The sequence below is a fragment of the Zobellella sp. An-6 genome (genome assembly GCF_052487945.1).
On record NZ_CP199259.1, the window covers coordinates 2,234,845 to 2,248,193 of the forward strand.

Genomic DNA, 13,349 nt, shown 5'->3' on the forward strand with positions numbered 1-13,349 from the left:
GCCGATGTTCGAATCGGACCCGGGCCTGGGCGGTAACTTGGCTAGCTGCCTTGACGTTAACCCCTCGTCCCCCGTGTCCCTCCATGTCGCTCACTGAACAGGATTCACATCCGGATGCTACTACTGTTTTTGTGCCTTCTGCCTTTCCTCGGAAGCGTTGTCGCGGCTTTCTTACCTTCGAACGCACGTAACACCGAAGCCTGGCTGGCTGGTGGCGTCGCCCTGGTCGGGGTGATCATCAATCTGTTGCTCTACCCCCAGATCACCGAGGGGGTGCTCCGCGTTCAACTGGCCTGGCTGCCCGGTAGCGGACTCGATGTCGTGCTGCGGCTGGACGGCCTGGCCTGGCTGTTTTCGATGCTGATCACCGGTATCGGCCTGTTGGTGGTGATCTACGCCCGTTACTACATGTCGCCCAAGGATCCGGTGCCCCGCTTCTTCTCCTTCCTGCTGGCCTTCATGGGGGCCATGCTGGGCGTGGTGCTGTCGGGCAATTTGATCCAGCTGGTGCTGTTCTGGGAACTGACCAGCCTGACCTCTTTCCTGCTGATCGGCTACTGGCATCACCGGGTCGATGCGCGCCGGGGGGCGCGGATGGCCTTTACCGTGACCGCCTGCGGCGGCCTCTGCCTCTTCGCCGGCGTTTTGCTGATCGGCCACATGGTGGGCAGCTATGATCTGGACCTGGTGCTGGCCGCCGGCGATCTGCTGCGCGAACACCCGCTCTACCTGCCCATGCTGATCCTGGTGGCCCTGGGCGCCCTGACCAAAAGCGCCCAGTTTCCCTTTCATTTCTGGCTGCCCCACGCCATGGCGGCCCCCACGCCGGTCTCTTCCTATCTGCACTCGGCCACCATGGTCAAGGCCGGGGTCTTCCTGCTGATCCGCTTGTGGCCGGTGTTGGCCGGCACCCCGGAGTGGTTCTGGCTGATCGCGGGCGCCGGTGTCTGCACCCTGCTGCTGGGTGCCTTCATCGCCATTTTCCAGCACGATCTCAAGGGGCTGCTGGCCTATTCCACCATCAGCCACCTCGGGCTCATCACCCTGCTGCTGGGCATGGGCTCACCCTTGGCCGCGGTGGCGGCGATCTTCCATGTGGTGAACCACGCCACCTTCAAGGCGTCGCTGTTTATGGCGGCGGGCATTATCGATCACGAAAGCGGCACCCGGGACATGCGGCGGTTGAGCGGGCTCTGGCGCATGATGCCGATCACCTCGACCCTGGCCATGGTGGCGAGTGCCTCCATGGCGGGGGTGCCGTTGCTCAATGGCTTCCTGTCCAAGGAGATGTTCTTCGCCGAGTCCCTGCTGGTGGGGGAGGATTGGTGGATGTCGGTGGCGGCCACGGTGGCGGGGATCTTCGGGGTCACCTATTCGCTGCGCTTCATTCATGACGTCTTCTTCGGCGCCCCGGCGCAGGACTTGCCACACCAGCCCCACGAGCCCAACCGCTGGATGCGCCTGCCGGTGGAGCTGCTGGTGCTGCTGTGCCTGGTGGTGGGGGTGTTCCCCGCCATCAGCATAGGGCCTTACCTCTATGCCGCCGTCTTCTCGGTGCTCGGCGAGCAGACCCCGGAATATAGCCTGGCCGTATGGCACGGGTTCAACCTGCCGCTGTTGATGAGCCTGCTGGCGCTGGTGGGCGGCGTGCTGCTGTACCTGGCGTTGCGCCGCTGGGGCAACCTGGCCCGGAACGAAGGGGTGCCGCTGCTGCACCGCTTCAACGGCAAGCGCGCCTATGAATACACCCTGCTCCGGTTGACCCGGGGCGCTTCCTGGCTGGAACACCGGCTGGCGAGTACGCGCCTGCAGCCCCAGGTGCTACTGATGGTGCTGGTGGCCGTGGCGCTGGCGGCCCTGGCCCTGCGCCCGGCGGCGCTGCTGCCGGGCGAACGGGCCCTGACCCCGCTCGATCCCCTGTTTGTCCTGCTCTGGCTGGTGGGCGGCGCCTGCGCCATCGGGGCCGCCTGGCAGGCCAAGTTCCACCGGCTGGCGGCCCTGGGAATGCTGGGCGCGACCGGGGTGGCGGTGTGCCTCACCTTCGTCTGGTTCTCGGCCCCCGACCTGGCCCTGACCCAACTAATGGTGGAAACCGTCACCACTGTGCTGTTGCTGCTGGGCCTGCGCTGGCTGCCGAGCCGGATCGAATCCCGGGAACTGGGACTGGCGACCCGAGCCCAGGACCGCTTGCGTCGCCTGCGGGATCTGGTGGTGGCGGCGGCGGCGGGCCTGGGCCTGGCCGCCTTGAGCTACGCGGTGATGACCCGGCCGGTGGGGGAAAACATCGCCGGTTTCTTCCTGGCCCGGGCCCTGCCCGAGGGCGGCGGCAGCAACGTGGTGAACGTCCTGCTGGTGGACTTCCGTAGCTTCGATACCCTGGGGGAGATCAGCGTGCTGGCGGTGGTGGCATTGACGGTATACGCGCTGTTGCGCCGTTTCCGGCCCGCCCCCGAGAGCATTCCCTCGCCCAGGCAGCAGAGCAGCCTGAAGAACGATCCCGCCTTCGGCCAGACGGCGGCGGAGCAGGCCGAGCGGGGCTATCTGATGGTGCCGACCCTGTTTATGCGGGCCTTGTTCCCGATCATGGCCCTGGTGGCGGCGTATTTCTTCATGCGCGGCCATAACCTGCCCGGCGGCGGCTTCGTGGCGGGGCTGATCTTCACCGTGGCGGTCATCGTGCAGTACATGATGGCGGGAACCCACTGGGTGGAAAGCCACCTGCGCTACCATCCGCACAACTGGATCGCCGCCGGCCTGGCATGTGCCCTGTTCACCGGCCTGGGCGCCTGGCTGGCCGGCTATCCCTTCCTGACCACCCATACCGCCCATGTCACCCTGCCCTGGCTGGGGGAAATCCACCTGCCCAGCGCCTTTATGTTCGACCTGGGGGTGTTTGCGTTGGTGGTCGGTGCCAGCCTGCTCATCCTGGTCGCCCTGGCGCACCAGTCGGTGCGGAGCCACCGGGTGGAAGAACATCGGCAACAAACCGAACAACAGGAGCCTGTTTCATGGAAATAATCCTTGCCCTGGCCATCGGGGTGATGGCGGCCTCGGGGGTCTGGCTGTTGCTCAGGCCGCGCAGCTTCCAGCTGATCATTGGCTTGCTGCTGCTGTCTTATGCAGTCAACCTCTTTATTTTTTCGATGGGCCGTCTGACCGTGGATCAACCGCCCTTGATCCTGGACGCGGCGGTGGATCTCGTCCAGTACGCGGATCCCGTGCCCCAGGCCCTGGTGCTGACCGCCATCGTGATCGGCTTTGCCACCACGGCACTCTACCTGGTGGTCTTGCTGGGCGCCCGCGGCCTGACCGGTACCGATCACGTGGACGGTAAGGAAGCGGACAAATGAGCACGACCCTGATAGACAAGCTGATGATGCTGCCGGTGTTGCTGCCGCTGTTGACCGGCGCCTTGCTGGTGCTGCAGCGGGAACAGCATCACGAGCGCAAGTGGTGGCTCAACCTGGGCTCGACCCTGGTGCTATTGGTGGTGGCCTCGGCCCTGGTCTGGCTGACCGATGCCCACTCCTCCCCCTGGCCCCAGGGCATCGGGGTCTACCTGGCCGGCAACTGGGCCGCCCCCTTCGGCATCGTGCTGGTGGTGGATCGGCTGGCCGCCCTGCTGTTGCTGCTGACGGCGGTGATGGCGGTGATGGCCCTGCTGTTCGCCTCTGCCCACTGGGGCCGGCTGGGGGTGCATTTCCACTCCCTGTTCCAGTTCCTGCTGATGGGGATCAACGGCGCCTTCCTGACCGGGGATCTGTTTAACCTTTTCGTCTTCTTCGAGCTGATGCTGGCGGCCTCCTACGGCCTGGTACTGCACGGCTCCGGGGTGACCCGGCTGCGGGCGGGGATGCAGTACATCGTGGTCAACCTGGTGGCCTCGGCCTTCTTCCTGATCGGTGTCGCCCTGATCTATGCCAATACCGGTACCCTCAACATGGCGGATCTGGCGCGGCTGCTGCCGCAACTGGCCGGGGATGAACTGAGCCTGCTGGAGGTCGGGATCGCCATCCTGGCGGTGGCCTTCCTGGTCAAGAGCGCCGCCTGGCCGCTCAACTTCTGGCTGCCCACCACCTATGCCGCCGCCTCGCCGCCGGTGGCCGCCATGCTGGTGGTGATGACCAAGGTGGGCGTCTACGTCATTTACCGATTGTGGCTGCTGTGGTTTTCCGCAGACAGCGTCGAAGGGCTGGGCGCCGAGCTGCTGTTGTGGGGGGGCATGGCCACCCTGCTGTTCGGGGCCATCGGCATGCTGGCGTCCCAGGACATGGGCCACATGGGCGGCTACAGCGCGGTGATCTCCTCCGGTACCCTGCTGGCCGCCCTGGGCTTCGGCCAGCCCGGCCTGGTGACGGCGGCGCTCTTCTACCTGCTGAGCTCGACCCTGGCGCTGGGGGCCTTCCTGCTGTTGGCGGAACTGGTCGAACGCAGTCGCAGCCAGACGGATCTGGTGCTGGCACTGAGTTTGGAAGCCTTTATGGTGGAGGATTCGCCCCGGGATCCGGTCGGGGTGAGCATTCCCGCCGCCATGGCCTTTCTCGGCTTGAGCTTCGCGGCCTGTGCCCTGGTGCTCACCGGCATGCCGCCACTGTCGGGCTTCGTGGCCAAGTTCGTCCTGTTCGATACCCTGCTGACTCCCCCTGGGGACGCGCCGGGAGCGGGCCACTGGCTGCTGCTGGTACTGGTGATCCTGTCGGGGCTGGCCGCGACCATCGCCATGATGCGCTTCGGGGTACGGGCATTCTGGGCGGCGGATCGCGGCAGCCTGCCCGCCCTGAGGCCCGTGGAAGCGGCCCCGGTGGCGGCGCTGGTGCTGGGCTGTGTGCTGATGACGGTGCTGGCCGGCCCCATCATGGCGTATCTCGAACGAACCACCGAGGCCCTGTACCAACCGGAGCGCTATATCGAGCGGATCCTGTCGGTACCGGCCAAGCCGGGTCCCACCACGGAGGATGTACGATGATGCATCGCTGGTTGCCTTTTCCCCTGTTGTCATTCGGCCTGTGGCTGATGTGGCTGATGCTGAACCAGAGCCTGGCGCCCGGCCAGCTGTTGCTGGGGGCCCTGCTGGCCCTGGCCGCCCCCCTGCTGGCACGGCCGTTGGGACTGCGGCTGACCCGGCCGGCCCGGCCGCGGGCCGTGGCACGCCTGTTTATCTTCAGCCTGATCGAGATCATCCGCTCCTGCTACGGGGTCAGCCTGATCATCCTCGGGCGGCGGGAACACAATTCCCAGTTTATCCGCGTGCCCTTGACCTTGCGGGATCCGACCGGTTTGGCGGTGCTGGCGTGCATCATCAACTCCACGCCGGGGACCGTCTGGATCGAGATCCTGCCGGAAGGGCATCAGTTGGCCCTGCACGTACTGGATTTGCATGACGAACAGTGGTGGCTCGACACCATCCACCGGGTTTACGAGCAGCCCTTGCTCGAGATCTTTGAAAGCGGGGAAACGCGATGACACTCTTGTTAACGGTTACCATCTATTTTGCCTTGCTGGCGGTCGGTCTGAGCATGGCGCTCTGTACCCTGCGCCTGTTGCGCGGCCCCTCGGCCCAGGATCGCATACTGGCGCTGGATACCCTGTGGATCTGCGCCATGCTGCTGTGCCTGCTGCTGGGGCTCTATTTCGGGACCGAGCTCTACTTCGAGGTGGCCCTGCTGGTGGCCCTGACCGGTTTCGTCTCGTCCATCGCGCTGGCGAAATTCATCATGCGGGGAGAGATCATCGAATGAACGAACTCGAGCTGCTGCCCCTGTGGGCGGCCATTCCGGTGCTGTTGCTGCTGTGGTGCGGCAGTATCGTGATCCTGATCGGCGCCCTCGGCCTGGTGCGGCTGCCGAACTTTTACCGCCGCATCCACGGCCCGGCCATGATCGCCACCCTGGGCACCGGCTGCATCCTGCTGGCGTCCATGCTGTTTTTCACCGGCTTGCAGACCCGCGTCGTGGTACACGAACTGTTGATCACGGCCTTCATTTTGATGACGGCGCCGATCACCGCCATGCTGTTGATGCGGGCCGGCGTCTATCGCGAGCTGAGGGCCAAGCGTCCGCCGGAGAACGGCCGCAAGCACTATGTGCTGCCCGAGGACAAGGAAGAGGATTGAGGGCCGCTACGGCCCTGCCGTCGCTCGCGCGCAGTGGGGCCAGCTCACGGCCATCTTCCCTCGTTCCAAACCGCCGCGGATGCATCACCCGCGGCTCAATGCCCGCCTTCATCCTTGTCGTAGGGATAGTGGACATGGCCGAAGCGGATCACCAGTATGGCCACGGCCAGCACCAGGGCGGCCCCCGCCACCGTGATCAACCGCCAGCTGTCCATGCCCTTCATGTCCAGGATGAGGTAGCGGGCCAGGGCGACGATGGCGATATAGAGCGGAATGCGAATGGGCAGCTTGCCCGAGCGCAGGTAGATGGCCACCATGGCCAGCACTTCCAGGTAGATGAACATCAGCAGCAGATCGGCCAGGGTCACGGTCCTGGCCCGCCACATGGTGTTGACTTCGATCCCCACCGCCACCACGGTAGAGATGGCGACGATAATCAGGCCAATATGCTGAAGCGTATCCAGCACCTTGCTGCCCAGCATCCGTTTATTATCCATAGATCCCCTCCCGGTGTTGTCATTATCCAAAGCTGTCGTTACTTAATGCAGGCAAAATCAGTGCCATAATATCCGGCCGCGAACCCAGCGGTAAACTCCCCGCCAAGGCGGGATTCGGCCTTGTCCCTGGACGGCCGGCCACCTATAATAACCGCTGCCTAACGGACAGAGCTTATAAAAAATTAAACTTTTATGAAATTTTTGAATAAAGCGATTACGCCACCCTAGCCTTAATGCCCCGCTGTTACCGCACCCCGCGGTATCTCTGCTCGCCCTCATGCGAGCGCTTTGCTCTACCCGAAAACTTGAATCCCGTACCGCTGCGCCCGCCTTTCGCGCCGGCCGGTTATGGACTGCCTTTAGTCACAACCCTGGAACCAACAAGAATGCTCCCGAACATCAAGCAAACCTGGTTTTCGAACATACGCGGCGACGTGCTCGCCGGCCTGGTGGTCGCCCTCGCCCTGATCCCGGAAGCCATCGCCTTCTCCATCATCGCCGGCGTCGACCCCAAGGTCGGCCTCTACGCCTCCTTCAGCATGGCGGTGGTGATCGCCTTCGCCGGCGGCCGCCCGGGCATGATCTCCGCCGCCACCGGGGCCATGGCGTTGCTGATGGTCACCCTGGTACGCGAGCACGGCCTCGAATACCTGCTGGCCGCCACCCTCTTGTGCGGCCTGTTGCAGATCGTCGCCGGCTACCTGCGCCTGGGCGAACTGATGCGCTTCGTGTCCCGCTCCGTGGTCACCGGCTTCGTCAACGCCCTGGCCATCCTGATCTTCCTGGCCCAGCTGCCGGAGCTGACCGACGTCGGCTGGCACGTCTACGCCATGACCGCCGCCGGCCTCGGCATCATCTACCTGCTGCCGCTGGTGCCGGTGGTGGGCAAGCTGCTGCCCTCCCCGCTGGTGTGCATCATCAGCCTGACCATAGTAGCCATCGCCTTCGGCATCGATGTGCGCACCGTGGGCGACATGGGCGAGCTGCCCGATACCCTGCCGGTGTTCCTGTGGCCGGACGTGCCGCTCAACCTCGATACCCTGGCCATCATCTTCCCCTATTCCCTGTCGCTGGCGGTGGTCGGCCTGTTGGAGTCGATGATGACCGCCACCATAGTGGACGACCTCACCGACACCAAGAGCGACAAGAACCGCGAGTGCAAGGGCCAGGGCCTGGCCAACCTGGCCACCGGCGTGCTCGGCGGCATGGCCGGTTGCGCCATGATCGGTCAGTCGATCATCAACGTGAAGTCCGGTGGCCGCGGCCGGCTGTCCACCCTGGTGGCCGGCGTGGTGTTGCTGATCCTGGTGGTCTTCCTCGGCCCCTGGGTGTCGCAAATTCCCATGGCCGCCCTGGTGGCGGTGATGATCATGGTGTCCATCGGTACCTTCAGCTGGGGCTCCATCCGGGATCTGAAAGTGCACCCCAAGAGCACCAGTCTGGTGATGATCGCCACCGTGGTGGTGGTGGTCTATAGCCACAACCTGGCCTACGGCGTGCTGGTAGGCGTACTGCTCAGCGCCCTGTTCTTTGCCAACAAGGTGGGGCAAATCCTCTATGTGGGCTCCGAAAAAACCGACGACAACCGCCGCGAATACCAGGTGGTGGGCCAGGTGTTCTTCAGCTCCGCCGAGCGGTTTGTTGCCGCCTTCGACTTCAAGGAGGTGATAGGCCAGGTGCGCATCGATCTCAGCCGCGCCCACTTCTGGGACATCACCGCCATCAGCGCTCTCGACAAGGTCATTCTCACCTTCCGCCGGGAAGGCACCGAAGTGGAATTGATCGGCCTGAATGAGGCCAGCGCCACACTTGTAGACCGTTTTGCTGTTCACAACGATCCCAAAGCGGTAGAAAAGCTGATGGGCCACTAACAAAGAGGAATGACCATGACCACCAACGTCTTGGCATGTATCGACGGCTCCAGCCTCGCCACCGCCGTCTGCGACTGGGCCTGCTGGGCCAGCCTGCGTCTGGCGGCGCCGCTGACCTTCGTCCATGTGCTGGATAAGGCACCGCAGCCGGGCCTGGCCGACCTGAGCGGCAGCATCGGCCTGGGCAGCCAGGAGCACCTGCTGGAAGAGCTGGCCGAGCTCGATGAAAAACGTGGAAAACTGGCCAGGGAGCAGGGCCGCATCCTGCTCGAGGCCGCCAAGCGCCGCGCCATCGACGACGGCGTGAGCGAGCCCGCCGCCCTGCAGCGTCACGGCAAGCTGGTGGAGACCCTGGTGGAATTCGAGCCCGACACCCGGCTGCTGGTACTGGGGCGCCACGGCGAGGAATCCGCCTCGGCCTACGCCCACCTCGGCAGCCACGTGGAGCAGGTGATCCGCGCCCTGCATCGCCCCATCCTGGTGACCCTGGGCGAATTCAGGGCCCCACAAAAGATCATGCTGGCCTTCGACGGCAGCGCCACCACCCGCAAGGGCGTGGATATGCTGGCCAGGAGCCCGCTGTTCAACGGCCTCGAGCTGCACCTGGTGCTGGTGGGCGCCGACACCGACGACAACCGGGAGCAGCTCAACTGGGCCAGCACCACCCTGGCCCAGTCCGGCATCAAGGCGCAGGCCGCCATCGTCCCCGGCGAGGTCGACAAGGCCCTGCCGCAATATCAGCAGCACAACGGCATCGACCTGATGGTGATGGGCGCCTACGGCCACTCCCGCATCCGCCAGCTGCTGGTGGGCAGCACCACCACCGCCATGATCCGCTCGACCCGGGTGCCGCTGCTGGTACTGCGCTGACAACGCCATGAGCAGGCGCCATCGTCCCCCCCGGCCGAAGGCGCATTACACTGTATCCAGGGGCCCGGCAGCCGGGCCCGCCGTCAACCGGGGGAAAATCATGATCACTCAACTGATGGCCTGTATCGATGGCTCCCGCCAGGCCGGCGCGGTCTGCGACCTGGCCAGTTGGGCCAGCCTGCGCCTGTCCGCACCGCTGACCCTGCTGCACGTGCTGGATCAGAGCCAGTATATCCACGAGGCCGACTTCAGCGGCTACCTGGGTATAGAGGCCCGGCGGAAACTGCTCCAGGAGCTGGCCCGCCTGGACGAGCAACGCAGCCGGCTGGCGGTGGAGCAAGGCAGGCTTATCCTCGCCGCCGCCCGTGAGCGGGCCCTGGCGGCCGGGGCTGTCCAGGTGGAGTGCCTGCAGCGCCACGGTGCCCTGGTCGACAACCTGGTCGAGCTGGCGCAGGACGACCGGCTGCTGGTGCTGGGCGCCCACGGGGAGCAGAGCGCCGGCGCCCTCGCGCACCTGGGCAGCCAGGTGGAGCAGGTAATCCGCGCGCTGCACCAACCCATACTGGTGGCCCAGCCGGAGTTCAAGGCCCCGCAAAAGATCATGCTGGCCTACGACGGCAGCCCCAGTGCCCGCAAGGGGCTCGCGCTGCTGGCCCAAAGCCCGCTGTTCCGGGGGCTGGACACACATCTGGTGCTGGTGGGCCCGGACAATGGCGAGCACCGGGCCTTGCTGGACGACGCCCGGGCCTTGCTGACCGGGGCCGGGGCCGAGGCTCGCACCCTTGCCCTCCCCGGCGAGCCGGAGTTGGTGCTGCCCCGTTATCAGCAGGACAACAGCATCGACCTGATGGTGATGGGCGCCTACGGCCACTCCCGCCTGCACCGCTGGCTGCTGGGCAGCACCACCACCGCCATGATCCGCTCGGCCCGGATCCCCCTGCTGGTGCTGCGCTGAGCTCGGGTCCCGGCAGGCCGCCGGCCCGACGGCGGGCGGCCTGCCGTTAACCAAAGGTTAAAAAATACAAATAAAACAAACCGATAAAAATGTGACCCAGACTACAAAAGCCTAAAAAACTGTCCTTTAATAAAATGAAAGAACACTAAAAAGCCGGCCCCTGGATGCGGGCACTGGGTGGCAACCATCGAGCCGGCTCCAGTTTGAATGATGGCAAGAGGTAGTCCTTATGGGTGGCGCTGAATACACGGGTGTGACAAACACCGCTTTTCTCTATCCAGATTCCAGCCTGCACCGACTATGGCAGGAATTGCTGGCCGACGCCGGTATCGAAGTAAACGGTCCCCAACCTTGGGATATGCAACTGAAGGCGCCGGGCGTGCCGGAGCGCATCTTCGCCGAGGGCAGCCTGGGGCTGGGTGAAAGCTACATGGACGGCGCCTGGGACGCCCAGCAGCCCGACGAGCTGATCTGCCGTCTGTTAAAGGCACGCCTGCACCGGAAAGTGCACCCCTCCCGCCTGCTGCTCCATGCGCTCAAGGCCCGGCTGCTCAATCGCCAGACCAGCAAGCGGGCCTGGCAGGTGGGGGAAGCCCACTACGATCTGGGCAACGACTTCTATGCCGCCATGCTCGACGAACGCATGACCTACACCTGCGGCTACTGGCAAAACGCCGCCACCCTGGAACAGGCACAAGAGGCCAAGCTGGATCTGATCTGCCGCAAGCTCGGGCTCGAGCCCGGCATGCGGGTGCTGGACATCGGCTGTGGCTGGGGCAGCTTCATGGGCTATGCCGCCGAACACTACGGGGTGGAATGCGTGGGCGTGACCATCTCCCGGGAGCAGGCCCAGTGGGCCAGGCAGCGCTACCCCAAGCTGCCGCTGGAATTCCGCCTGCAGGATTATAGAGACCTTAACGAGTCTTTCGATCGGGTGGTGAGCGTGGGCATGTTCGAGCACGTGGGCCACAAGAACTACCGCACCTACATGGAAGTGGTCCATCGCTGCCTGCAGGACGGCGGCCTCTTCCTGCTGCACACCATCGGCAAGAACGAACGCCGCCCTCACACGGATCCCTGGATAGACAAATACATCTTCCCCAACGGCGAGCTGCCGTCCATTGGCCAGCTAGGCGATGCGGTGGACAGGTTGTTCGTGGTGGAGGATCTGCACAACTTCGGCGCCGACTACGACAAGACCCTGATGGCCTGGCACGCCAACTTCGAGCAGGCCTGGCCCCGCTTCCGGGAGCAATTGGGCGATCGCTTCTATCGCATGTGGCGCTACTACCTGCTGGCCTGCGCCGGTGCCTTCCGCGCCCGGGACATCCAGCTGTGGCAGTGGGTGCTGGCCAAGGGCGGGGTGGAGCAGGGCTACCGGCGGGTCAGCTAGCGTTACACCACGCCCTGCTCGCGCAGGTACTCCTCGTAGCTGCCGCTGAAGTCGCGGATGCCGTTTTCGCTCAGCTCCAGGATGCGGGTGGCCAGGGACGACACGAACTCCCGATCGTGGGACACGAAGATCAGGGTGCCCTGATACAGCTCCAGCGCCATGTTCAGCGACTCGATGGATTCCATGTCCAGGTGGTTTGTGGGCTCGTCCATCACCAGGATATTGGGCCGCTGCAGCATCAGCTTGCCGAACAGCATGCGTCCCTGCTCGCCCCCGGACAGCACCCCCACCTTCTTCTTGATGTCGTCCTGGCCGAACAGCAGCCGGCCCAGCACACCGCGAATGGTCTGCTCGTCGTCGCCCGCCTGCTGCCACTGGCTCATCCATTCGAACACCGTCAGATCCTTATCGAAATCGGCGGCATGATCCTGGGCGTAATAGCCGATGGTGGCGTTTTCGGACCACTTGAACTGGCCCTGATCGGGGCCAAGCTCGCCCACCAGGGTCTTGACCAGGGTCGACTTGCCGATGCCGTTGGTGCCGAGGATGGCGATGCGCTCACCCACTTCCACCAGCATGTTCAGGCCCTTGAACAGCGGGCCCTCGCCATAGCCCTTGGCCAGGCCCTCCACCTCCAGCACGTTGCGGTACAGCTTTTTCTCCTGCTCGAAGCGGATGAAGGGGTTCTGCCGGCTGGACGCCTTCACTTCCTCCAGCTTGATTTTTTCGATCTGCTTGGCGCGGGAGGTGGCCTGGCGCGCCTTGGAGGCGTTGGCGCTGAAGCGGGCCACGAAGGATTGCAGATCGGCGATCTGAGCCTTCTTCTTGGCGTTGTCGGACAGCAGCCGCTCCCGGGCCTGGGTCGCCGCCAGCATGTAGTCGTCGTAGTTGCCCGGGTAAACCCTGAGTTCACCGTAGTCCAGATCCGCCATATGTGTGCAAACGCTGTTCAGGAAGTGGCGATCGTGGGAGATGATGATCATGGTGCTGTTGCGTTGGTTGAGCACCTCTTCGAGCCAGCGGATGGTGTCGATGTCCAGGTTGTTGGTCGGCTCGTCAAGCAGCAGAATGTCGGGGTTGGAGAACAGGGCCTGGGCCAGCAGCACCCGCAGTTTCCAGCCCGGGGCCACTTCGCTCATGGGGCCGTTGTGCTGTTCCAGAGGAATACCCACCCCCAGCAGCAGTTCGCCGGCACGCGACTCGGCGGTGTAACCGTCGTATTCCGCTACCTTGCCTTCCAGCTCCGCCGCCCTCATGTAGTCCTCGTCGCTGGCCTCCAGGTTGGCGTAGATGGCGTCGCGCTCATGAATGGCGGCCCACAGCTCGCTGTGTCCCATCATCACCACGTCCAGCACCCGCGCCTCTTCATAGGCAAACTGATCCTGGCGCAGCTTGCCCAGCCGCTCGTTCACGTCCAGGCTGACGTTACCGGCGGTGGGCTCCAGATCGCCGCCCAGGATCTTCATGAAGGTGGACTTGCCGCAGCCGTTGGCGCCGATCAGGCCATAGCGGTTGCCGTCGCCGAATTTGACGGAAATGTTCTCGAACAACGGCTTGGAGCCGAACTGCATGGTAATGTTGTTGGTGGAAATCAAGGAGCAGACTCACAGTTAACGAAAGAAGATGGTCCCAGGACCGCAGGGTGCCAAGG

The 13,349-nt window shown here is 64.4% G+C and carries 12 protein-coding genes; 10 read left to right on the top strand and 2 right to left on the bottom strand.

The window, feature by feature from the left end; translation table 11 throughout:
• The first annotated feature begins 114 nt into the window (after positions 1-114).
• The 6 genes from ACT7DK_RS10410 to mnhG are packed head-to-tail and all read left to right on the top strand — an operon-like array spanning position 115 to position 6,112.
• Complete coding sequence (locus tag ACT7DK_RS10410; protein ID WP_445398856.1) at positions 115-3,018, top strand: monovalent cation/H+ antiporter subunit A; 2,904 nt, start codon at positions 115-117, stop codon at positions 3,016-3,018.
• Positions 3,009-3,350, top strand: a complete 342-nt coding sequence (locus ACT7DK_RS10415; RefSeq protein WP_445398858.1) for a Na+/H+ antiporter subunit C — start codon at positions 3,009-3,011, stop codon at positions 3,348-3,350. The genes ACT7DK_RS10410 and ACT7DK_RS10415 overlap by 10 nt, the downstream gene beginning before the upstream one ends.
• Positions 3,347-4,966, top strand: a complete 1,620-nt coding sequence (locus tag ACT7DK_RS10420; protein ID WP_445398860.1) for a monovalent cation/H+ antiporter subunit D — start codon at positions 3,347-3,349, stop codon at positions 4,964-4,966. Before ACT7DK_RS10415 ends, ACT7DK_RS10420 begins: the two co-directional genes overlap by 4 nt.
• Complete coding sequence (locus ACT7DK_RS10425) at positions 4,963-5,463, top strand: Na+/H+ antiporter subunit E (protein ID WP_445398862.1); 501 nt, start codon at positions 4,963-4,965, stop codon at positions 5,461-5,463. Before ACT7DK_RS10420 ends, ACT7DK_RS10425 begins: the two co-directional genes overlap by 4 nt.
• Positions 5,460-5,738, top strand: coding sequence for a K+/H+ antiporter subunit F (locus ACT7DK_RS10430; RefSeq protein ID WP_445398864.1), 279 nt, complete (start codon positions 5,460-5,462; stop codon positions 5,736-5,738). The genes ACT7DK_RS10425 and ACT7DK_RS10430 overlap by 4 nt, the downstream gene beginning before the upstream one ends.
• A complete protein-coding gene (gene mnhG, locus ACT7DK_RS10435; protein WP_445398866.1) occupies positions 5,735-6,112 on the top strand; it encodes a monovalent cation/H(+) antiporter subunit G in 378 nt (125 codons plus the stop codon). Before ACT7DK_RS10430 ends, mnhG begins: the two co-directional genes overlap by 4 nt.
• Before the next feature lie 95 nt (positions 6,113-6,207).
• Here the strand turns inward: mnhG and ACT7DK_RS10440 are convergent, their stop codons facing one another.
• A complete protein-coding gene (locus ACT7DK_RS10440; RefSeq protein ID WP_445398868.1) occupies positions 6,208-6,609 on the bottom strand; it encodes a phosphate-starvation-inducible protein PsiE in 402 nt (133 codons plus the stop codon).
• Positions 6,610-6,995: 386 nt separating this feature from the next.
• Between ACT7DK_RS10440 and ACT7DK_RS10445 the strand changes: the two genes are divergently transcribed.
• The 4 genes from ACT7DK_RS10445 to cfa all read left to right on the top strand — a co-directional run bounded on the left by ACT7DK_RS10445 (position 6,996) and on the right by cfa (position 11,698).
• A complete protein-coding gene (locus tag ACT7DK_RS10445; RefSeq protein WP_445398870.1) occupies positions 6,996-8,480 on the top strand; it encodes a SulP family inorganic anion transporter in 1,485 nt (494 codons plus the stop codon).
• Positions 8,481-8,495: 15 nt separating this feature from the next.
• Positions 8,496-9,350 carry a universal stress protein gene (locus tag ACT7DK_RS10450; protein WP_445398872.1) on the top strand — a complete coding sequence of 285 codons (855 nt, stop codon included), beginning with the start codon at positions 8,496-8,498 and terminating at the stop codon, positions 9,348-9,350.
• 100 nt (positions 9,351-9,450) lie between these two features.
• The gene (locus tag ACT7DK_RS10455) at positions 9,451-10,305 is read left to right on the top strand and encodes a universal stress protein (RefSeq protein ID WP_445398874.1); all 855 of its coding nucleotides are present in this window, start codon (positions 9,451-9,453) and stop codon (positions 10,303-10,305) included.
• A 253-nt stretch (positions 10,306-10,558) separates the two neighbouring features.
• A complete protein-coding gene (gene cfa / locus ACT7DK_RS10460; protein ID WP_445398876.1) occupies positions 10,559-11,698 on the top strand; it encodes a cyclopropane fatty acyl phospholipid synthase in 1,140 nt (379 codons plus the stop codon).
• A gap of 2 nt (positions 11,699-11,700) precedes the next feature.
• Here the strand turns inward: cfa and ACT7DK_RS10465 are convergent, their stop codons facing one another.
• Complete coding sequence (locus tag ACT7DK_RS10465) at positions 11,701-13,293, bottom strand: ABC-F family ATPase (protein ID WP_445398878.1); 1,593 nt, start codon at positions 13,291-13,293, stop codon at positions 11,701-11,703.
• Between the last annotated feature and the right edge of the window lie 56 nt (positions 13,294-13,349).

What these genes read in the sequence shown, in the direction of transcription:
- mnhG (WP_445398866.1), top strand. Translation starts at nt 5,735, where the DNA reads ATGAACGAACTCGAGCTGCTGCCCCTGTGGGCGGCCATTCCGGTGCTG.
- ACT7DK_RS10420 (WP_445398860.1), top strand. Translation starts at nt 3,347, where the DNA reads ATGAGCACGACCCTGATAGACAAGCTGATGATGCTGCCGGTGTTGCTG.
- ACT7DK_RS10455 (WP_445398874.1), top strand. Translation starts at nt 9,451, where the DNA reads ATGATCACTCAACTGATGGCCTGTATCGATGGCTCCCGCCAGGCCGGC.
- ACT7DK_RS10440 (WP_445398868.1), bottom strand. Translation starts at nt 6,609, where the DNA reads ATGGATAATAAACGGATGCTGGGCAGCAAGGTGCTGGATACGCTTCAG.
- ACT7DK_RS10430 (WP_445398864.1), top strand. Translation starts at nt 5,460, where the DNA reads ATGACACTCTTGTTAACGGTTACCATCTATTTTGCCTTGCTGGCGGTC.
- ACT7DK_RS10410 (WP_445398856.1), top strand. Translation starts at nt 115, where the DNA reads ATGCTACTACTGTTTTTGTGCCTTCTGCCTTTCCTCGGAAGCGTTGTC.
- ACT7DK_RS10415 (WP_445398858.1), top strand. Translation starts at nt 3,009, where the DNA reads ATGGAAATAATCCTTGCCCTGGCCATCGGGGTGATGGCGGCCTCGGGG.
- ACT7DK_RS10450 (WP_445398872.1), top strand. Translation starts at nt 8,496, where the DNA reads ATGACCACCAACGTCTTGGCATGTATCGACGGCTCCAGCCTCGCCACC.
- ACT7DK_RS10445 (WP_445398870.1), top strand. Translation starts at nt 6,996, where the DNA reads ATGCTCCCGAACATCAAGCAAACCTGGTTTTCGAACATACGCGGCGAC.
- ACT7DK_RS10425 (WP_445398862.1), top strand. Translation starts at nt 4,963, where the DNA reads ATGATGCATCGCTGGTTGCCTTTTCCCCTGTTGTCATTCGGCCTGTGG.